This window comes from Actinomadura sp. HBU206391 (genome assembly GCF_014323665.1).
GTDB lineage: Bacteria > Actinomycetota > Actinomycetes > Streptosporangiales > Streptosporangiaceae > Actinomadura_C.
The window spans coordinates 1-19,783 of the sequence record NZ_JABVEB010000112.1; the positions used below are offsets into that span (position 1 = coordinate 1).

16 protein-coding genes are annotated in these 19,783 nt (G+C 68.2%); 9 read left to right on the plus strand and 7 right to left on the minus strand.

Translation table 11 applies throughout. The annotated features are described in order from the left end of the window. From HKK72_RS25225 to HKK72_RS25240, 4 genes are all read left to right on the plus strand, one after another. The coding region (locus tag HKK72_RS25225) for a hypothetical protein (RefSeq protein WP_222721108.1) at positions 1 to 267 on the plus strand (267 nt) is incomplete at its 5' end. Positions 268 to 748: 481 nt separating this feature from the next. After that, positions 749 to 1,921: an erythromycin esterase family protein gene (locus HKK72_RS25230; protein ID WP_187236908.1), complete on the plus strand. Its 1,173-nt coding sequence runs from the start codon at positions 749 to 751 to the stop codon at positions 1,919 to 1,921. A gap of 131 nt (positions 1,922 to 2,052) precedes the next feature. Further along, complete coding sequence (locus tag HKK72_RS25235; RefSeq protein ID WP_222721109.1) at positions 2,053 to 2,985, plus strand: helix-turn-helix domain-containing protein; 933 nt, start codon at positions 2,053 to 2,055, stop codon at positions 2,983 to 2,985. Continuing rightward, positions 2,982 to 3,179: a DUF397 domain-containing protein gene (locus HKK72_RS25240; protein ID WP_187236910.1), complete on the plus strand. Its 198-nt coding sequence runs from the start codon at positions 2,982 to 2,984 to the stop codon at positions 3,177 to 3,179. The genes HKK72_RS25235 and HKK72_RS25240 overlap by 4 nt, the downstream gene beginning before the upstream one ends. Positions 3,180 to 3,232: 53 nt before the next feature. On the opposite strand, the gene HKK72_RS25245 is transcribed toward HKK72_RS25240, so the two are convergent. Both HKK72_RS25245 and HKK72_RS25250 read right to left on the minus strand, forming a co-directional pair. Further along, complete coding sequence (locus tag HKK72_RS25245) at positions 3,233 to 4,168, minus strand: HNH endonuclease (RefSeq protein WP_187236911.1); 936 nt, start codon at positions 4,166 to 4,168, stop codon at positions 3,233 to 3,235. A gap of 508 nt (positions 4,169 to 4,676) precedes the next feature. Beyond that, on the minus strand, positions 4,677 to 5,084 hold the full coding sequence (locus HKK72_RS25250) for a hypothetical protein (protein WP_187236912.1): 408 nt from the start codon (positions 5,082 to 5,084) through the stop codon (positions 4,677 to 4,679). 102 nt (positions 5,085 to 5,186) lie between these two features. Here HKK72_RS25250 and HKK72_RS25255 point away from each other — a divergent pair, with 102 nt between their 5' ends. The 3 genes from HKK72_RS25255 to HKK72_RS25265 all read left to right on the plus strand — a co-directional run bounded on the left by HKK72_RS25255 (position 5,187) and on the right by HKK72_RS25265 (position 12,165). Further along, positions 5,187 to 5,543 carry a nucleotide pyrophosphohydrolase gene (locus HKK72_RS25255; protein ID WP_187236913.1) on the plus strand — a complete coding sequence of 119 codons (357 nt, stop codon included), beginning with the start codon at positions 5,187 to 5,189 and terminating at the stop codon, positions 5,541 to 5,543. Positions 5,544 to 5,715: 172 nt separating this feature from the next. Next, positions 5,716 to 7,557, plus strand: a complete 1,842-nt coding sequence (locus HKK72_RS25260; protein WP_261987169.1) for a DUF2075 domain-containing protein — start codon at positions 5,716 to 5,718, stop codon at positions 7,555 to 7,557. Positions 7,558 to 7,641: 84 nt separating this feature from the next. Next, positions 7,642 to 12,165: an Hsp70 family protein gene (locus tag HKK72_RS25265; RefSeq protein WP_187236914.1), complete on the plus strand. Its 4,524-nt coding sequence runs from the start codon at positions 7,642 to 7,644 to the stop codon at positions 12,163 to 12,165. A 36-nt stretch (positions 12,166 to 12,201) separates the two neighbouring features. Here the strand turns inward: HKK72_RS25265 and HKK72_RS25270 are convergent, their stop codons facing one another. From HKK72_RS25270 to HKK72_RS25295, 5 genes are all read right to left on the minus strand, one after another. Beyond that, a complete protein-coding gene (locus HKK72_RS25270) occupies positions 12,202 to 13,359 on the minus strand; it encodes a hypothetical protein (RefSeq protein WP_187236915.1) in 1,158 nt (385 codons plus the stop codon). Between the two features lie 981 nt (positions 13,360 to 14,340). Beyond that, entirely contained in the window at positions 14,341 to 14,601 is a 261-nt protein-coding gene (locus HKK72_RS25280; RefSeq protein WP_187236917.1) for a hypothetical protein, read from the minus strand. An 89-nt stretch (positions 14,602 to 14,690) separates the two neighbouring features. Beyond that, complete coding sequence (locus tag HKK72_RS25285; RefSeq protein ID WP_187236918.1) at positions 14,691 to 15,236, minus strand: MarR family winged helix-turn-helix transcriptional regulator; 546 nt, start codon at positions 15,234 to 15,236, stop codon at positions 14,691 to 14,693. Then, positions 15,233 to 17,110, minus strand: a complete 1,878-nt coding sequence (locus HKK72_RS25290; protein ID WP_261987170.1) for an MFS transporter — start codon at positions 17,108 to 17,110, stop codon at positions 15,233 to 15,235. Before HKK72_RS25290 ends, HKK72_RS25285 begins: the two co-directional genes overlap by 4 nt. Before the next feature lie 128 nt (positions 17,111 to 17,238). Beyond that, positions 17,239 to 18,096, minus strand: a complete 858-nt coding sequence (locus tag HKK72_RS25295) for an aldo/keto reductase (RefSeq protein ID WP_187236919.1) — start codon at positions 18,094 to 18,096, stop codon at positions 17,239 to 17,241. Positions 18,097 to 18,558: 462 nt separating this feature from the next. Here HKK72_RS25295 and HKK72_RS25300 point away from each other — a divergent pair, with 462 nt between their 5' ends. Both HKK72_RS25300 and HKK72_RS25305 read left to right on the plus strand, forming a co-directional pair. Beyond that, the gene (locus HKK72_RS25300; RefSeq protein WP_187236920.1) at positions 18,559 to 19,338 is read left to right on the plus strand and encodes a TIGR01458 family HAD-type hydrolase; all 780 of its coding nucleotides are present in this window, start codon (positions 18,559 to 18,561) and stop codon (positions 19,336 to 19,338) included. 135 nt (positions 19,339 to 19,473) lie between these two features. Beyond that, positions 19,474 to 19,783 (plus strand): RNA polymerase sigma factor (locus HKK72_RS25305; protein WP_315987439.1); only part of this gene is annotated, 310 nt, incomplete at its 3' end.

Below are 19,783 nucleotides of genomic sequence, written 5' to 3' on the forward strand. Positions count from 1 at the left end.
CCCTCGCAGGACCGCCGTGACCCCGGCGCGGTGCGGGCCGTGGTGACGCGGGCCGTGCGGGGCCCGGGCGTGAGCCATGACGTGGTCACGTTCGGCGGCCGGGTCGGCGTCACGGTGTCGGCGAACCGGTACGACTGCGTCATGGCACGGTTCGTCGGTGACCGGGCCGAGGTGTGGCGTCCGCCGCGCGTCTACCTCCAGCCCGGCGAACTGGGCTGTAGCGCCACGGTGGCCGCCACGGGCGGCGCGCAACGCTCGCCTCATTGAGCCCTGGGGCGTCGCCGCACGGCGCGGCTCCCTTCCGTTCGACTCAGACCTCGCGACGCTCCTTCCCGAGTCCTACGGGCAGGTCATCCTGAGGCACCCTCTGACGTACTGCCTACATTCCACTCGGTCAGTGAGCCCACCATGGAACAGAGCCCGGCCATATCCCTTCGCGCGTCGATGACGTGGGCCCGGACGGTCTGGTCGCGTCCGCTGCTGTAGAGGCTCCCGCCATCCGCCGAGAAGGCCAACGCGCTGACCTCTCCCACGTGGCCGGTGATGGGCCGGCCGTACTGCCGGCCGGCGCCGATGACCGCCCCGCCTGAGCTGGTGGGAAGTTCCTGATTACGGGATGGACAGACCGTGCTCGCGCGCCAGGTCGATTGGCCTCATAGATGCATCACCGATTGAAGGTCAGTCGCGATGAGAGCAGGCATTTTCGCGGAAAAGTTTACACCATAAGTTCAACGATACCGTAGAAGGCATGGACATCAAGGACGTGGCCCGGCCACTCGACGGCGTGGGCGTCTCGGCGTTCCTCCGGTCGCTTCCCGCCAAGCCCCTGCTGCTCGGCCTGGGCGAAGCCAGGCACTTCGTGGGGGAGCTGGGCGAGCTGCGCAACGAGATCTTCTGGCATCTGGTCGAGCACGAGGGCTACCGGTCGGTCGCCATCGAGAGCGACTGCCTCAGGGGCCTCGTGGTGGACGACTACATCACGACGGGCGTGGGCACGCTCGATGACGTCATGGAACGGGGCTTCAGCCACCGCTTCGGCACGTCCCCGGCCAACCGCGAGCTCGTGCGCTGCATGCGCGCGTACAACGAGGAGCATGACGAGAAGCTCCGGTTCTTCGGCTTCGACGGCCCGCTGGAGTATTGGGCCGAGAGCCCGCGCCAGGCGCTCACCGCCCTCTACGCCCTCCTCGACGGCCCGCTCCCGTGCACCATGGAAACCCTCGACACGCTGCTCGGCCCGGACGACCGGTGGACGAACGAGGCCACGGTCATGGACCCGTCCAAGTCAATCGGCCGGTCCGCCGACGCCCAGCGGCTGCGGCTGCTCACCGACGACCTGGTGGCGCTGCTCGGCACTCAGGCGCCGCGGCTGAGCGCGGAGGACAGGGAGCGGGCGGCACTGTACGGGCGCACCGCTGTCGGCCTGCTCCGCTACCACTCCTGGATGGCCGACACGTCCACAGCGCGGATGACGCGGCTGTCGGCCCTGCGGGACGCGATGATGGCCGCCAACCTGCGTGCCGTCGCCGAGCAAGGCCCGGCCCTGGTCTTCGCCCACAACCTCCACCTGCAGCGGAACCAGAGCTTCATGCGGCTCGGCGACCAGCTGCTGGAGTGGTGGAGCGCGGGGGCGATCGCCAAAGCGTACTTGGGCGACCGGTACGCTTTCCTGCTCTCCGCCCTCGGCGCGGTCGGCGACGACACCCCGCCCCCGGACACCGTCGAGGGCATCCTGTCCACGCTCCCGTGGGACCACTCTCTCATCGACGCCCGCCGCCTGGCCGAGGCCGTCACGAAGCCGGCACCGCGCATCTCCCACGACTTCGCCTATTTCCCGCTGGACCCAGCCCAGCTCGACACGATCGACGGCGTCGTCTTCCTCAAGGAGGCCGTCAGGCTGGAGGCTGTCAGGCTGGATTGAGGTGTTCTCATGAGCCGCCGGCCGGTCGAGCGGCGAAGACGAGGCGGCGGGATGGCCGTATCCGGCCACTCCCCCGGTTCTCACAGCGACCCCGGAAAGCTGCTTGTTCAATACGCACCGTAGTCAAAGACATGTTCGATCCGTGCCTCTCGGCACGGCCGGCCATCCGGAGGACCACGGTGACCAGCCCCTTCGTCCGCCGTCGCCGACTGGCCGAGGAACTGCGCGCCCTTCGTGAGGCGAAGGGCATGACCGCTGAGGCACTGTCGCAGCTCATCTACCACTCCCGGACGAAGGTCAGCCGGCTTGAGAACGCCCACATACGCCCCGACCTCGCCGAGGTCATGAAGATCCTCGACATCCTCGACGTCACCGGCGAGAAGTGGAACGAGGTCGTACGGATCGCCCGCGACGCCGCCGAACGCGGCTGGTGGGACTCCTACGGCGACGCAATGGGCGCCCGCCAGCGGCTCTATGCGGACGTGGAATCCGGCGCCTCTACCATCCGCGAGTACAACCCGACCGCCATGCCCGGCATCCTCCAGACACCCGAGTTCACCTGGGCACTGGTTGAGCTGACAAGAGCCGAGGGCCAGTTGGACTATGTCCCCGAGCGAGCCATAGAGGCTCGGTTACATCGCCAGCGCGCAGTCCTTGATCCTCACGGACCCCATTACGAGGTCATCCTCGACGAGGTCGTCATTCGGCGTTTGGGCGTCCCGCCACAGGTGCTTCGCGTCCAACTGCGTCATCTCGTCGCGACCGTCGAAGCCCACCCTAGGGTCCGCGTCCTGGTTCTCCCGATGGACACCCGTATCGAGGGAACATTGCTGCCCGCAGCAGGATTTACCCTCTTCACCTTCCGTGACCTCGCCGACCCACCGATGGCCCTGGTGAACACCGTGAACACCGATCTCGTTCATACCGAGTCGGACGATGTAGCACGATATACGCGAAGATATGACCATCTTCGGCACGCCGCGCTCTCCCCCATCAAAAGCCTCGCGCTGCTCGCCGAGACAGCAGACAAGATCGCCGAGAACCAGGCAGGGGCGCGTCCATGAGCACGAAGTACACCCACTGGCGTAAGTCAAGCCGCAGCGAGCCCAACAGCACCTGTGTCGAAGTATCGTCCGCCAATGACGGCACGATCGGCGTCCGCGACTCCAAGGCCGGCGAGACAGGCCCCGTCCTTCAGTTCACCCGATCCGAGTGGACGAGCTTCATCACCGCATTGGCCGAGCGCAGTAGATCGTGATCTTGCGGTCGCGCGGGCGCCATTGAACGCTGACACGGCGCTGACCTATGCCATCAGGATGCCTTGTAGACCTCGTCAAGGTGCCACTCGAGGAACTCACGGTTAGGCCGGTCCGGTCGTCGCTCAGGTAGAGCGATCTGTCGGCCCGCGCGGGCATAGAACTGGTCGCCGTTACCGAACTCCTCCCGCAGCCGCGGGCTCACGAGGAGCCTGTGATTCGGATCGACACCGAGGTATCCGCGATCGAAGAGGGTGTGGACGTCGGAGCGCAGCAGCAGGCCGTTGTCGAGTCGGTGCTCGCCGCCGGACGGGAGCGGACGGATGTGTGCTGCCTGCAGGACAGGTCGGATCTTGTTACCAGTGATGGCGCAGCGCCGGTCGTACGCACGCAGCACCACTGCTTGGAAGGCGTGCTGTCCGAGCCGCCGAGGCGTCAGCCGGGGGTCCCCGTAGACAGGCCCCCCGCGGTGCCAGGGCTGCGAGAAATCGATCTCTACGCTGTGACCGAGCAGTCGGAAGACGAGTTCCTCGAAATAGCCGGCCTGCGTGTGAACGGCGAGGTCGTAGCCCTTTCCCTGGACGATGTTCGACGCGAAGTCCGGTGGCGGGTCGGCCTCCTCACCAACCGGAAAGAAGCACGTGTCCCGGACGAAGACGCAGCCGATAACGGGGCCCTCTCCCGCGACCATCGGCGCGCGGCGGTAGTGCCCGATTCGGGCACGCATCCGCGGGAGACTGTCCACGCCGTTCGCCTCGCCGAAGAACTCCCAGGCCTCAGAGACGCGGAGCTGCGCGAACCCGCTGTAGAAGCCACCACCGACCACGCGGTTGTGTGGGTAGTGCGACTTGAAGAAGAACGGTTCACCCGGCGTGAGAACCTTGAATTCTCGCGCGCTAGAAGGACGCCAGAAGTTGACCTCGTTCAGGCTGGGACGCGCCGAGAGAAAACGATACCAGTCACCATCGGTCACCCCAACATACGCCTTCACATCAGGGATTATGCATGCCCCCGGGAGAGAGCCACCAGGTATTGATCAAATCAAGGCACGGGGGCTATGGCGTCAGTCGAGAAGGACCCGCAGACGTTGTAGGCCCAGACCACGGGGTACCGGTCCGATGACCCCATCGCCGACGTGCAAGAGCCGGTTGTTTGCGTCGTAATCAATCGTCTCCGGTATGCCCTCGGGATCGTCCGGAATCCGGCTGTCCGCCCGACTCGCGGGTCTGGACGGGGCCGCCCTCGCGTTGCGAAAGCCCCACCGCTTTGTCTCGTCCTGAGTCCGGAAGCCTCCGCAAGGCACGCGTGTTACCGTGCTTTCGAGGAGCCGGGCGTGGCCCTGCTGGTTCACAACCAGAAGCTCCACGAGAAGCAGGGGGATCCAGGTTGAAGCCCTGGCAGCACCCACGGGTGCTGTAACTCAACAGCCAGAGCCCCTCTTTTTCCAAGACCGATGGGTTCGCCATGAACGGTGGGCCCATCGGCGTTTCCGTGGCCGTTCAATACGCGTCGAAACCACGCCGGCCCAATGCGCGGGCCAGTTCTTCGTCGGTCAGGCTCAGCGGCGTGGAGAAATGCCGTGCGTAGCCTCGGAGCTTGCGCAGCCTGCTGGTGATGTCCACAGGCACGCCCGGCCCGTGATCGATCAGGTCGTAGACGGCGAGATCCGCCCACAGATCACGTGGCAGCGCGGGCTGAAGCATCTCGTTCGCCTCCTTGGTCAGGGACTTGGTGACCGCGAGAGCCACGAGCAGCTCACCATGCCCGAGCTCGACGACGTCACCGATCTGCAGATGGCCTGGCGAGCGTTGCGCGAGCTTGTGCCAACCCCGCGCCGCCGCTCGACTCCAGGTCAAGAGGTTCTTGGCCAGTTCGGCCTGGACACGGCTCCGTTGTGGATGACGCACTTACGCATCATCCGAAGGACGTCGAACTGCTCCATCCCCACAGTCGCGAACGGCCCACCGGTGGCCGTCGCCAGCGTGGCGACAGCGCCTAGGCTGAACGACATGACCGACCTCGGGGAGTTGGCCGCGCGGCTGCGGCAGTTCGCGGCCGTACGGGACTGGGAGCAGTTCCATACGTCGAAGAACTTGGCCATGGCGCTGGCCGGGGAGGTGGGCGAGCTGCTCGCAGAGCTGCAGTGGCTCACCCCAGAGCAGGCGAATGAGGTCATGGACGACCAGGACGCGGCCACCCGGGTCAGATCCGAACTGGCCGATGTCACCATTTACCTCACCAGACTCGCCGATGTGCTCGGGGTGGACCTCGTTGCGGCCGCGCACGCGAAGCTGGATGAGGGCGAGCGGCGCTATGACGTCGAGACCTACCGCGGCTCCTCCCGCAAGGCCCCACCGATCGCCTGACTCTGTCAGCGATCACTTGTAACCTGCCTAGCGCAAAGTCAATGCGGCCCGACGGGCTTCCGCCGATGAGCTGATCGCGGACACGCCCCCACCCGCACGAGTTCTCGTGCTGCCTGGGGGTTGGTCGGTGACGGCGTTTCGGGTGTCCGCTGAAGGACTGCTCGTATCACCCTTGGAGCGACAGCTCGTCGGCAGACTGAACGACCACCTGCGGGTGATGACAGGGCGCTCGACCGGCGAGGCGGAGAAGAAGTCCTGGCGGCGCAGCCTGCCGATCCTCGCTCGTGATCTCGTCGAGGCCGACCTGGGCAAGGTCGAGATGCTGATCGAGTACCAGCTCCCCCGCACCAGCAAGCGAGCGGATGTCGTCCTCGCCGGGGTCGACCGCATGGGAAACGACCGCTACGTCGTCGTCGAACTGAAGCAGTGGAGCCAGGCAGAGCTCTTCGAGGACAACGAGAACCTGGTCCTGGTGCCCGGCTACCGCCGTGAGGTCGAGCACCCGCTTCTCCAGGTCAAGGACTACTGCGACACCATCGTCGACTTCATCGGGGCACTGCACGGCGACCCTGACACTGTGCGCGGCGTCGCCTACCTCCACAACGCGGCGGACCCGGACGTCCACGATCTCTTCGACCTGGTGCAGAGCGAACGCACGCGGCTCTTCACCAAGACCCGGCGGGGAGCGTTCCTGGACTACCTGCGTTCACAGTTCGCCGCTGAGCCCGGTGCGGGGGCCGCCGACCGCCTTCTCGACAGCGCCGTACGTCCGTCGAAGCAGTTGATGCGCCTCGCAGCAGCGGAGATCAAAGATCGCGAGCAGTTCATCCTGCTGGACGAGCAGCGCGTGGCGTACGAGATGGTGCTGCACGCCGTGCGCAAGGCCCACGAGGAGGACAGGAAGCGAATCGTGATCGTGACGGGCGGTCCGGGCAGCGGCAAGAGCGTCATCGCGCTCTCGTTGCTGGGCGAGCTGAACCGCCGGGGCAACACAGTCCTCCACGCGACAGGCTCACGCTCGTTCACCCAGACGATGCGACGGCACGTCGGAAAGGGCAACCGGCGCGTTCAGAACCTGTTCAAGTACTTCAACAGCTTCATGGACGCCGAGAAGAACGAACTCGACGTTCTGATCTGTGATGAAGCGCACCGGATCCGGCAGACCTCGGCGAACCGCTACACGCGTGCGGCACAACGCACGGGGAGGCCGCAGGTCGACGAGCTCATCGCCGCGGCCCGCGTCCCCGTCTTCCTCCTTGACGAGCACCAGGTGGTGAAGCCGGGCGAGACCGGCACCCTCGAGGCCATCAAGAGCCATGCCGAAACCCTCGGCTTCCGAGTCCACCACGTCCCGCTGGAGGGTCAGTGGCGATGCGGCGGCAGCCGCAAGTACGAGGACTGGGTGCTGAAGCTGCTCGGCATCGACACCGACGATGATCCGGAGCCGTGGAGCGGCGACGACCACTTCGAGGTCTCCCTCGCCGAGTCGCCGGCCGAGATGGAGGCGGTCCTGCGCGGCAAGATGCGGGAGGGATACTCCGCCCGGATCTCCGCCGGATACTGCTGGCCTTGGAGCAATCCCCGTGCCGACGACACCCTCGTGCCGGATGTACGAATCGACGGCTGGGCACGCCCCTGGAACGTCAAGTCCGACCGCGCGGTCGGAACTGCTCCCGCGAGCGCGCTGTGGGCGACCTCCGAGGGCGGCTTCGAACAGGTCGGCTGCGTCTACACGGCCCAGGGTTTCGAGTACGACTGGTCCGGCGTCATTCTCGGCCCCGACCTCGTGGCCCGCAATGGCCGGTTGGTTACCGTACGCGACCGCAACAAAGACCCCGAGCTCACCAAGCGCAGCGTCTCCGATCTCCAGATAGAGCGGCACATCCGCAACATCTACAAGGTCCTGCTCACCCGTGGCATGGCCGGCACGGTCATCTATGCCGTCGACCGAGAGACCCAGGAGTTCCTGGCCGACCTCATCGAACGGCGCACCGAGCGAGTTCGACCGGCCTGATACTCGCCCCGTTTTACATGCTTATGCACTGTTCCGCTTCTACACTCGCATCCGGGACGCTGCAGAGCGCTGGGGAGGCCCGAGATGTCTGCTCTGGGTGAGTCGCTCGACGGGGCGCCACGCCGTGTGCGACGCGCGGTCGAACGCGCCGAGAAGTCGCTCGGCGGTCCGTCCATCACCCGGAAGGGCGTCAGCGCATACGTACGAGCGCTGGGGCTGGCGCTCGAGGCCCGCCCGTCCCTGGCGCTCGGGTTGTTCGAGGCATATGACACCCGCATCCCGAATGAGCTGTACGGCCCGGCGTTCGAGCCGGAGGACCGGCGCAGACTGCGGGATCTGGTCCTCCGGGACGATCGGAGCACACTGACCGTCGTGTTCGAGCTCGCTACGCGATTGCGGCTTGACGACCTCCAGGCCCAGGCTCGGGACGGGCTGGCGGAGCGGCTCGGCGCCGACGGTGACGCGGATCGGCTCGTCGTTCATCTGCAGCGTTGGCAGGATCTGGGCCTGCTGGAGCCGGGCACGCTGGAGCGAGCGCTGCGCGGTCACGTGGCCCGTACGTCGCTCGACCGGGACGCCCATCTGTGGTCGGCCTATTTCGCGCAGTTGCCCGAGGCGCTGCTGCCGGACCTGTTCGAGGTTCGCCGCTTTCTCGGGCACGGTGTCGAGGCCGTACGGCTGGCCGATACGCCCGACCGGCGTACGAAGGCACTGGAGTGCTGCGCGGCCTCGCCGCGTCCGGCCGACGCCGAGGCCGGGCTTCAGCTGGCCGCGGCGCTGGGCGATGAGGCGGCCGTACGAACGCTCGCCGGGCATCTCGGTGAACTGTTCTTCGCGTCCGGGCAGTACGCCATGGCCCTGCCCCGCTTCGAGGACGCCGGCCGCGCGGATCGGGCGAGCGAGTGCCTTGAGAGGCTCGGCCGGTTCTCCGAGGCTCTGGCCGCCTGCCCCGCCGACCGGCCGGATGACCTCGCCCGGTTGGCCGGACTGTGCCGGCAGGAACTCGATGGACGGGTGGAGAGCCGTGACTTCACGGCCGCGGCACTGCAGGTCCAGGAACTCATCGGCCACTTGGACCGGGCCGCGCATGGCACGGAGGCTGTGACCGACCGCCGCGAGGAGCTGAGCGGGTTGCGGGCCGCTGTTCTGGCGGCCGGACGACGCCACTTCGGTGAGTTGACGCGGAGAGCCGGCGATGGCGATCTCCCGGCCGCCTTCGGGGAATGGAGCCGGTTCGAGGAGGATGCCGGGGAGACGGCACAGGCGGCACGCCATGCCGAGGAGGCGGGAGACGTCTACCGGGCCCACCGCCTGTACCGGCGTGCGGAACTCTTCGGCGACGCGGACCGGGTGTTGAAGGACGAGGACACGCGCGAGGGCCGCGCAGCCCGCGCGGACGCGCGGGAGGCCGGCGGTGACCTGGTGGGGGCGGCCCGGCTGCACCAGGAGGCGGGGCGGCCGGACGCGGCCACGGCCCTGTTCATGCGCGCGGGTGACTTCGCGGCCGCGGCGCATTGCCTGTCCCGATGGCTGGGCGACGACGCGATCGAGGACCCGCGGCTGGCCGAATGCCTACGCCGTACCGGCGACCTGGAGGAACTGGCTCACCACTGCCTCCGCGCGCTCGACCGTACCGGGCGCAGCACCCGGATCGTCGAGGAACTGCGCCGGCTCCGGAACGAGGCCGTCCTGCCACCGGTCCTGGAATCTCTGGTCGCCGCCGCGCTTGACGTAGTGGACGCCAGGGGGCGACGGCCGTTCGAGGAGCGGGCCTCTCGGTGGGTGCAACGGGCCCGCGCCGACATCGACCGGCGCTTCGCCGGCATCTGGGGGCTCGACCTCGGAACCACCACCAGCGCGGCCGCCGTCTACGACACCGAGCTCGGCCGTCCCGTGCTGTGCCCCTGGAAAGGACACCAGCAGTTCGCGTCGACGCTCAGCCTCGACGAGGAGGGCAACGAACTGGTCGGGCTCGCGGGTGAGGAGATCTTCGCGAACCGGCTGCTCGGCCACATCGGCTCGGCCAAGCGCAAGATGGGCACCAAGGCGGTCTTCCGCGTCCGCGACCGGACGTACCGCCCGGAGGAGGTGGCCGCACGCCTGATCCGCCATGCCCGTGGCCTTGTGGAGGACCTGCTGGCCGAACGCGTGCGGGAGCGAGTCGCCGAGTTGGCAAGGGCGGAGCTGGGCGAGGTCAGGGACGAATGGCTGACGTGGCTCGGGGACAATCACGACCTGCGACTGCAGCGCTCCCGCGCGATCCTGACCATTCCCGCGTACTTCCGCAACAACCAGAAACACGCCACCCGGGACGCCTGCGAGATCGCCGGCGTAGAGCCGGTACGGCTGATCCACGAGCCGACCGCCGCCTGCATGGCGGCCGGCCGGGAACGCGGCCTCAGCGGCGGTGTGGCCGTCGTCGACCTCGGCGCCGGGACCCTGGATGTGAGCTACCTCGAGGTCGGCGACGCCGTCTATGAGGTACGGCAGGTCCTGGGTGACAACCACTACGGCGGAAGTGACTTCGACGGCGTCATCGGCCGGGCGCTGGCGGCGCGCCTGGAGAGCGAGGGCATCACCGTGCCGCCGACCGGCCTGGCGCGCCGACGGCTCGACGTGGCCGCCGAATACCTGAAGATCACTCTGTCGGCCCAGGAACAGGCCGCCTATTCGCTGCTCCATTTCGTGGACGGCCGCGACGTGACGCTGGAGCTGAGCCGGGCCGAGCTGGCCCGCTTCCTGGAGCAGCCGCTGAGCATCCTGCGCGACACGTGTGCGGCGTTCGTGGCGGCGCTGAAACACAAAGCCGATCGTCTCGTGCTGGTCGGCGGCCCGATGCTTTCGCCGCTGGTCCGCACGCTGGTCGAGGACGCCTTCGGCCTGAAAAGGACGGTGATACAGGAGCCGCGTTCGGCCGTCGCGTGCGGCGCGGCTCTTCAGGCCGCGGTACTCGACGGGAAGCTCAAGGACACGCTGCTGCTCGACGTGACTCCGCTGCCGATGGGCATCAGGGTCGTCGACGACGACGAGGCCCGCCGCCCGCATTTCTCCGAGCTCATCGCGGCCAACACCACCATCCCCACCGAGGCGACGGCGACCTACACCACCACGGAGGACAATCAGACCACGGTAAAGATCGAGATCTTCAACGGAAGCCTCTCTCCCCAGGCGAAGGTCGGGCAGTTCCGGCTCGTCGACATCCCGCCGGCTCCGAAAGGCACGCCCGAGATCGAGGTGAGGTTCGCCATCGACCCGAGCTGTGTGCTCGAGGTGACGGCACGGGACAAGAAGACGGGGAACTCCAACTCGATCCGGGTCTCCGACACCACTCTGCTGTCACCCAGGGAGCTCGACGCGATGACCCGGCGGCATGAGCGGCAGATCGAGATCGAGGCAGTACGCCGGCGGCTGGCCGAGCTCGCCGACGAAGCCAGTCGCGTCGACCCCGAGTCGCGGTGGCAGGAGTTCCGGAGCCGGCTCGCCGCCCACCGCCCGCCGGCGACGCCACCGGACGAGGCGACCCAGCGTGTGCTGTTGGAGATCTTCAACGATTCCGGCGAGGCGGAGACCGAACTGACGCTCGCCGCAGACCCGCTACGCGATCTGGCGGCGAAGGCGCGAGAGCACCTGCGACAGCCGGACGCGGAAGACGATTTCGACGAGACGCGGCACCTGGAACGGCGGATACGCGAGCGCCTGGACCGGCTGGCACCGCACCTGGCGCGGGTGACACGGTGGAACGCCGTACTGGAAAAGCTGGCCGCCACCGACACCGATCCGCTGCGCCGCTTCAGGAACCTGCACGACACGGGCGCCTACAGGAGCGCTCTGGAGACGCTGCGGAAATCGGCTCACCCCCTGGAGCACACCGCGGACATCGACCGGCGACTGCACTGCCTGGCCGAAGTGGGCGACGCCGACGGCTACCGCGAGGCGCTGCTCGCCGAGGCGGACCGGCTACGGGTCGTCGTACTCGATCAGAACGGGCCAGAGGCGTTCCTCGCCCGCGCGAGGCCGGCGTTCGTGAGCGTCACGGTGACGCCCGGCGCCGGTGCCGATGCCGTCGTGGGCAGCGGATTCCTGATCTCGGACCGGCTCGTGGTCACGAACCGGCACTGGCTTACCGACCCGGCCGGCGGCGAACGCGCCGTCGTCGGTCCCCGGCGGGTTCAGGTCGTCCTGCAGTCCGGCCCGGCGTCGGTACGGAACATCCAGCTTCCGGACTCCCCGCACATGGACCTGGCGTTGCTGCAGTTGAGTGAGCCGACGGCGGAAACCCCGCTACGGCTGGGGCACGGCACGCTGGTACGGGTCGGCGACGTCGTCTGGGCCGCCGAACCCGCGGACGTGGGAGCCGGCCCACGGGCCCTGTGCGACGGCGTCGTCAACGGATTCGAGTCTTTCCCCGAACAACGTCTCCATCTGTACCGGACCGGGCTGCAGGTCACGCCCCGGTGCAGTGGCGGCCCGCTGCTGAACGCACTCGGCGAGGTGGTGGGCGTTCTGACGGTGGGCGAGGAAGCCGGGCGAGGGACGTTCGCGCTGACCGTCGACGGCCTCGCGCCCCTGTTGGCCGCCGCGGGCGTCCCCGGCCGACCTGGTCGATGACGGACCGCCGCGGGGTTCGCCGGCGGCTCCTACCCGTTACGCGTCGGGAGGCAGGGACCGCGGATCGTCACGACCCAGCAGATCGAGAGTCAGTTTCCGGCCCGTCGACTCGGCGATCATGTCGGCCAATCGGGACCATTCCATCCGGTTGAGATGCACGGAATCCATCACGTGATGCCGCCTGCCGGTGGTCGTGCACGCATAAAGCGCGATCACCGGATCGTACCGGTCGGTCTCGAACACGATGCTCTCCACCGTCGACCAGAGCAGGTCGAGATGGTCCTCCCAGACGGTCCCGGTGGGGGTCTTCCGTCCTCTCTTGACGGTGAATCCGGTGCGGTCGACGGTGACCTGAACATGTTGCGACGTGATGGTTCCCCCACGGGGCGTCGCCGGTACGCGGGCCGACCGGTCGCTCGGCACCTCTCGCGTCCGGCCCGTCAGCCGCACCTTCAGCCGCAGATCTCCCGCGCGTCTTGACCCGACTCCCGGAATTCCCCGGTGGGCCACCCGAACGATGGTGCCGCCACGGGTTCCGGGCGGAATCCGAATCGTCACCGAATCCTGGGTGCGGCCTCCCAGCCCGTCTCCGGAGCACTCCCGGCAGCGTTCTGCGCCGATCCGGCCGCGCCCGCCGCAACCAGTGCACAGTGCCCGGGTTGTGAAGACGATTCTCTTCGTGGTGCCGGCTGTGGCCTCCGGTTGACTCAGCTCCACTACGTCATCGATGTGCAGTGGCGCACCGCGCTCTGGCGAGGAAGCACTCGCCGAGACGCATGTACGACGGCGCCACCAGAAACTCGCGAGGATGTAAGCGAGCGAGGCCAGGCCCACCACGAGCGGCAGAACGTACGCCGGCGTCCCCCGCTCCGTGTGCAGGAGAGCACCGGCGTAGATCGAGAAGACGAATGCGATGGCCAAGGGGGCGGAATACAGGTTCTGCACGGGAAGGCGGCCACCGAGCGCACGGCTGGCATTGTGCCATTCACGGCCGTGGGGCACGCGGCGGGAATTGAGCCTGGTCCCGACAATGTCGGTCAGCGGACCCGTCGACCAGGTGAACCCAACGCCGATCACGCCCGCGATCCAGCTCCGCCCGAACACGGAAATCGTCAACGCGCCGAGCAGCAGCGGCCCGAAAACCGAAAGAAGAAACATCGACAGGGCGAACCGGCCGCGAAAGACGCGCCCCATGCCACGACCTCCTTACCGACAAGAAGATCAGTGTGACAGAGGAACGAGGAGTCTGACCGGTCACCGCCATGCCATCCGAGTGTGCGCGGGATTGCTCGAGCATTGTCGGCCTGGTCATCTGAGTTCGTTTCGTCAGCGAGCCTCAGCCGATGCTGGCCCTTCAAGCCTCAGCGGACACGCTAAGGGCGTTGTCGTGCAAGCTGAGGGAGCGTGCCGTTTCCGGATCGCCCACCGCCAAGGGACGGCTCGGGCCGTTGAAGGCGGCGGTGGTCAGGCGGAATCGGCTGGTGTTCTTGATCTCGATCGCGTACAGGCGCCAGGGCCCGTCCGCGGCGTCTCGCGGGCGCGGTGGCAGAGCCAGGTTGACGACGCTTGAGGGCTCTCGAACTGTGCCGTACCGGGTGTGCGCGGCACTGTAGGAGGCCAGCCGGAGTTCGGCCTGCGCAGGCGGCCTGTGACCCGGCTTCCGGTCGGGTTGTGAGAGTTCGGTCGCCGCGGGGGTGAGTGCACTTACCCATGCCCGGGTGCTGTCGGAGGTCTGTGGCCTGTCAGCGATGTCGCGCAGTCGGTGCGTGAACCAGGGTGTCAGAGCGCGGTCGGCGTTACGGATCCAGTGCTGGACCAACCGGCGGAAAGCGTGCTCACGACGGCTCGCCCGGTAGTGTCCGGCCGCGGCCAGTACGGCCTCACCGGCGCCGTCGAATGCCCGGCAGAGGGCCGGTACCGGGACTCGGCCGGCCAGGCTCGAGTAGCGAACCGAGCGGATCTCCCACATCGCCGCGCGCAGGATCGTCGCGGCGACCAGTACGGCACCGCCGAGTTGTTCAGGTCGTCGCTCAGCATATGAGCGTCGGCGTTGGTCACGGCGGGGCGGAGTCTGGGCATCGGCGGTTCGGCCGGCAGCGGACAGGTGCCAATACGTGTCGTGAGGGTAGACGGTGGCCGTGTTCGCGTGGAGGGTCCCGTGCGTACCGAGACCGATCACAACTCCGTACGGGCGGTCGCGACGCGAAACAGCGGGAAGGTGTTGTTGTCCCACACGTCCGACACCTCGTGGACGGTCTTCCGGTCGAAGTTCCGGGCATCCGCCGCCGCTGCCGCGATCTGCACCAATGAGCGATCCAGCAACGCAGCCAACGCGGCCGTCGCGGCCTGCCTCCTCCCGGTCACCATCCAATGCCGATCAGCGGTGCCGGCGGGGCCTCTGCCGGCGGGAACGAGATATCGGGATCCGGCACTCATGGATCCTCGCATGATCACCATTTGCGGGACAGTGCTCGAGCCCGCGAGTGCTACCAGTTGTCGTTCCTGGAGCGCGGCGGTCCACAGGGTCAGCGGTCTTGGGGCGGGGCCTGACGGTCGAACCCGGCCAGCGCTTCGAGAGCCGGCAGGGCGTCGGCCAACGCGGTCCGCTGGTCCGCCGGCAACCGGCCGATCCGTTCGGCGAGGAGGCCGGTCGCACGCTTTCTCAGGTCCTCCAGCACGGCCAGCCCGGTGGGGCTGGCTCTGACCCGGCTGACCCGCCGGTCGCGGGCGTCCTGATCGCGGATGATGAGGCCCTGGTCCTGAAGCACGTCGATGAGCTGCGACACGGTCGGAGCGCTCACCGTCATCTGGGCGGCCAGCTCGCCGATCTTCATCGGTCCGTTCGCCACGATGATGGCCAGTGCCGACAGCCTGCTCGGTGTGAGGTCGGTCGGCCGGTCCTGGGCGCGGAGCCTGCGGTTCAGGTCCGCGAGGACGAGGCGCAACCGCCCGGCGATCTCGGCGGCACCGGGCGCGGCCGTACCGGTCGGCTCCGCGCTGGGCGGCTCCGTGCTGGGCGGCTCCGTGCCGGCCGGGCCCGGCCCGGTCGGTACGGCCGCGTCCTCGGTCATCCGTCCTCGTCCCCCGGTGCGCCTGACCGGCGATCCCCGTCGCCGACGGGCGGCCGGTCGTCTGCGTGGCCGCCGTGAGCCTGCACCATCGCGGGTACGGCGAGTTCGCTGACTCCCGCGCCGTCCTGTCCGCTGACCCCCGCCAGTTCGGAGCCGCGGCCCTCCTGCTCCGCCGCCGGCCTGGGCTTTCCGGTCAGCAGCGAGGCGACGGCGGCGACCACGCAGGCCACGATGGCGAACCAGAACGCGATGGTCAAGCCGTCGTGGAACGGCTGCGTGATGAGGTGCGGGAAGAAGCTGCGCCCGGTCAGGTACGCGGCGTGGCCCGGCGGCAGGGCATTCAGCGTGGGCCCGAGCAACTGCTGCATCGGGTTGTAGCCGAGGAAGGCCGAGAACAGCACCGCGATCGGCGGCAGCTGCGAGATCTGCTGCGCCGCCTGGTCGGGTACGCCCTGGGCGACCAGCCCGGTCTCCATCGCCGTCGGCAGGCTGTGCGACAGGCCGACCACCATCAGGCTGAAGAAGATGCCGATGGACAGCACCATGGACGCGTTCATGAAGGTCGCGTTCATCCCGGCGCCGACGCCGCGCTGGCTCGGCGGGATGGAGTTCATGATCTCGGCCCGGTTCGGCGAGGCGAACATGCCGGAGCCGAAGCCGTTGACGGCGAGCAGCACGGCGAACCATGGATAGGAGAAGTCCACCGGCAGCAGGAGCAGCAGGGCGAAGCTGAGCGCGGTGATGAGCGCGCCTCCGACGGTGAACCAGCGCGGCCCGATCCGGTCCGACAGGAAACCGGACAGCGGCGCCGTCACGAGGAAGCCGACGGTGAGCGGGATCATGTAGATGCCCGCCCACAGCGGAGTGTCCTCGAACCGGTAGCCGTGCTGCGGCAGCCAGATCCCCTGCAGCCAGATGATCAGCATGAACTGCAGCCCGCCGCGGCCGAGCGCGGTGAGCAGGTTGGCGATGTTGCCCGCGCTGAAGGCGCGCAGCCGGAACAGCGACAGCTGGAACATCGGCTGGGCGATCCTGTGCTCGATGACGAGGAAGATACCGAGCACCACGAGGCCGCCGATGAGGGCGGTCAGCACCCATGGGCTGGTCCAGCCCATGGTGTGGCCGCCGTACGGCTGGAGGCCATAGGTGATGCCGACGAGGATCGAGATGAGGCCGGCCGCGAACGTCACGTTGCCCCACCAGTCCATCTTGGCCTGCTGGCGAATCCCGGAGTCGTGCAGCTTGAGATAGGCCCAGATGGTGCCGAACAGGCCGAACGGAACCGAGACCAGGAAGACGAAGTGCCAGTTCTGCGGTCCGAGCACGCCGCCGAGGATCAGGCCGATGAACGAGCCCGAGATGGCGGCGATCGCGTTGATGCCGAGCGCCATGCCGCGCTGGTCGGCCGGGAAGGCGTCGGTGAGGATCGCGGCGGAGTTCGCGAACAGCAGGGCGCCGCCGATGCCCTGGACGATGCGCCACCCGATCAGCCACAGGGCGGCCGAACTGCCGTGCATCCAGGTGACCGACAACAGGATCGAACAGACCGTGAAGACCGCGAAGCCGAGGTTGTACATGCGGATCCGGCCGAACATGTCGCCCATCCGGCCGAAGGTCACCACGAGCACCGCGGTGACGACGAGGAATCCCATCATCATCCACAGCAGATAGCTGGTGTTGCCCGGCTCCAGCGGGTTGAGCCCGATCCCGTCGAAGATGTTCGGCAGCGCGATGAGCACGATCGAGGAGTTGATCGTGGCCATCAGCACGCCGAGCGTGGTGTTGGACAGGGCGATCCACTTGTAGTGCGGGCCGGGCAGGCCCTTCGTCATGGTCCGGGCCGTGCGTCCCAGCGCGGCGTCGGGAACTGTCATCAGGGGCTTGCCTCTCGTACCGCCGTTCAAACAACTTTCATGAGCCTAACTAACTATATCGGCAGCAGGTGACAGAGGCCCGCGGCACCTCCCCAGGGTGCCGCGCGGCGCCGGCGATCGAGGTCGCGTCAGGCGGCGTCGAGCAGGGCGATCTCCGCGTCGTCGAGGACCAGTTCCGCGGCGGCAGCGGAGTCCTGGATGCTCTCGGGCCGGCTGCAGCCGGGAATCGGGATCACGAACGACGACTTGGCCGACATCCACGCCAGGCAGACCCGCTGCGGGCTCACCCCGTGCGCCTCGGCGATCTGGGCGAACGGCGCGTGACGCGAGCCCAGTTTCGCGGCGCGGCCACTGCCGCCGAGCGGGCCCCAGGGCAGGAACGCGATGCCGAGGTCATGGCAGAGTTCGAGCTCGGGCTCGCTCGACCGGAACGCGGGCGAGAACTGGTTCTGTACGGACACCAGCCGCCCGTCGAGCACCTCGTTGGCCAGCCGGATCTGTTCCTGGTCGGCGTTGGAGATGCCGGCCATCCTGATCTTGCCCTCGTCGAGAAGATCGCAGATGGCCCCGATGGAGTCGGCGTACGGCACCTTGGGGTCCGGGCGGTGGAACTGGTACAGGCCGATCGCCTCCACGCCCAGCCTGGTCAGCGACGCCTCACATGCCCGCCTGAGATGCTCGGGAGAGCCGTCCACCGTCCAGCTTCCGTCGCCGGGGCGCAGGTGACCGCCCTTGGTGGCGACCAGCACGTCGGAACCGCCGCCGTGGGTGCGCAGCGCCTTGGCGATGAGGGATTCGTTGTGTCCGATGTCATCGGCGTACAGGTGATAGGCGTCCGCGGTGTCGATGAAGGTCACACCCGCATCGAGGGCCGCGTGGATGGTGGCGATCGACCGCGCCTCATCGGGCCGTCCCTCGATCGACATGGGCATGCCCCCGAGGCCGATCGCGCTGACCTCGACCGGACCGATATAGCGCGTTCGCATGCTTCTGCCCTTCCTCACTGATGTCGCACGTCCGCCCTGCCGCTGGGCGCACGTCCAGGCTTGTGCCTTCACCCTGAGCTGTCCAGCAGATTGAGGTGGACACCTTCTGCGGCCACGATTCTGGACAGTGGAACGCCACGGACCATGGGCGCGCCCACGCACGGCGAGCGCACGAGCCGAGGACATGCGCACGAGCCGAGGACATGCGGCCCAGCAAGGATGCGGCGGACGGCCGCGGCGACTAAGTGCATGATCACGCCAGAAAACTCCCCGCCGTGATCATGCAGTTGTTCGCGTGCGAGAACCCAGAGGTGGCGAATCGGCAGGGATGGGCGATGGGCGACAACACCCGGGGAACGGCTGCAGCGCACAACTGCCGCGCACAACTGCATGATCACGCCGGAGGACGGCGACCGCCGACGGGTTTTGGGGCGATCCGTCTCGGCCGCTACGGTCGTGCTCATGGGTGAGATCCGCGCGGTCCTGATCGACATCGACGGCGTGCTGACGGTGTCGTGGCGACCGCTGCCCGGGGCGGTCGAGGCGCTCACCCGGCTGCGCGACCAGGGACAGGCGCTGGCACTGCTCACCAACACGACCTCGCGGACCCGCGCCTCGCTCGCGGCGACACTTCGTGAGGCGGGCTTCCCGGTCGATGTGGACGACATCGTGACGGCTCCCGCCATCACCGCGGCCTATCTCGCCGAACACCACCCTGGCGCGCGCTGCCTGCTGCTCAACAGCGGTGACGTACGGGACGACCTGCCGGGCGTACGGCTGGTGGACGACCGCCCCGACGTGGTCGTGCTCGGCGGCGCGGGACCCGAGTTCGGCTACGAGGCGCTGAACGACGCCTTCGGCCACCTGCTCCGAGGCGCCCGCCTCGTCGCCATGCACCGCAGTCTCTACTGGCGCACAGGCGATGGGCTGCGGCTGGACACCGGCGCCTTCCTCGAAGGGCTGGAGAAGGCGTCCGGCACGAAGGCCGAGATCGTGGGCAAGCCCGCGGCGGCCTTCTTCGGCACCGCCCTCGCCGGCCTCGGCGCCGACCCCGGCCACGCGCTGATGGTCGGCGACGACATCGAGACCGACGTGCTCGCGGCGCAGCGCTGCGGGATCACCGGCGTGCTGGTCAAGACCGGAAAGTATTTGCCAGAGACGCATCGCAACGCCTCCGGTAGCCCCGACCACGTCGTCGACTCCTTCGCCGACCTGCCGGGCCTGCTCGACCGCCTGCGCTGATTCCGCCTACGACGTGGACCCGCGCCCCGCGGCCGGCCGGTCGTCATGAGTGGCCATGGGCCGTCCTGCCAGGCCCGTCGCGAAACAGTCGGTGAGAGCCCGTCGGAGTCGTGGCCCCTGAAACGATGAAGAGGTATGAGCCCGCCGGCGGACGCACGACCCGACCCGGGGTTCGCGCTGCTGGAGTTGTACGACGCCGCGCTTCCCGAGGTCTACGGGTACCTGCTGTCCCGGTGCGGACAGCGGCCCTTGGCCGAGGACCTGACGGCCGAGACGTTCCTGGCCGCCGTGCAGGCATGCCGCGTGCACACTCCTGTTCACCTCAACACGGCCTGGCTCATCGGCGTCGCGCGTCACAAGCTCGTCGACCACTGGCGCCGGGCCGAGCGTGAGGCACGCGGGCTGCGCGTGGTGAGCGGAGAACGGCTCGGCGTCGAGGACCCCT

Coding starts and splice junctions, on each gene's coding strand:
- HKK72_RS25300 (WP_187236920.1), top strand. CDS start 18,559: ATGGGTGAGATCCGCGCGGTCCTGATCGACATCGACGGCGTGCTGACG.
- HKK72_RS25290 (WP_261987170.1), bottom strand. CDS start 17,110: ATGACAGTTCCCGACGCCGCGCTGGGACGCACGGCCCGGACCATGACG.
- HKK72_RS25280 (WP_187236917.1), bottom strand. CDS start 14,601: ATGAGTGCCGGATCCCGATATCTCGTTCCCGCCGGCAGAGGCCCCGCC.
- HKK72_RS25230 (WP_187236908.1), top strand. CDS start 749: ATGGACATCAAGGACGTGGCCCGGCCACTCGACGGCGTGGGCGTCTCG.
- HKK72_RS25235 (WP_222721109.1), top strand. CDS start 2,053: ATGTTCGATCCGTGCCTCTCGGCACGGCCGGCCATCCGGAGGACCACG.
- HKK72_RS25285 (WP_187236918.1), bottom strand. CDS start 15,236: ATGACCGAGGACGCGGCCGTACCGACCGGGCCGGGCCCGGCCGGCACG.
- HKK72_RS25295 (WP_187236919.1), bottom strand. CDS start 18,096: ATGCGAACGCGCTATATCGGTCCGGTCGAGGTCAGCGCGATCGGCCTC.
- HKK72_RS25265 (WP_187236914.1), top strand. CDS start 7,642: ATGTCTGCTCTGGGTGAGTCGCTCGACGGGGCGCCACGCCGTGTGCGA.
- HKK72_RS25270 (WP_187236915.1), bottom strand. CDS start 13,359: ATGGGGCGCGTCTTTCGCGGCCGGTTCGCCCTGTCGATGTTTCTTCTT.
- HKK72_RS25240 (WP_187236910.1), top strand. CDS start 2,982: ATGAGCACGAAGTACACCCACTGGCGTAAGTCAAGCCGCAGCGAGCCC.
- HKK72_RS25255 (WP_187236913.1), top strand. CDS start 5,187: ATGACCGACCTCGGGGAGTTGGCCGCGCGGCTGCGGCAGTTCGCGGCC.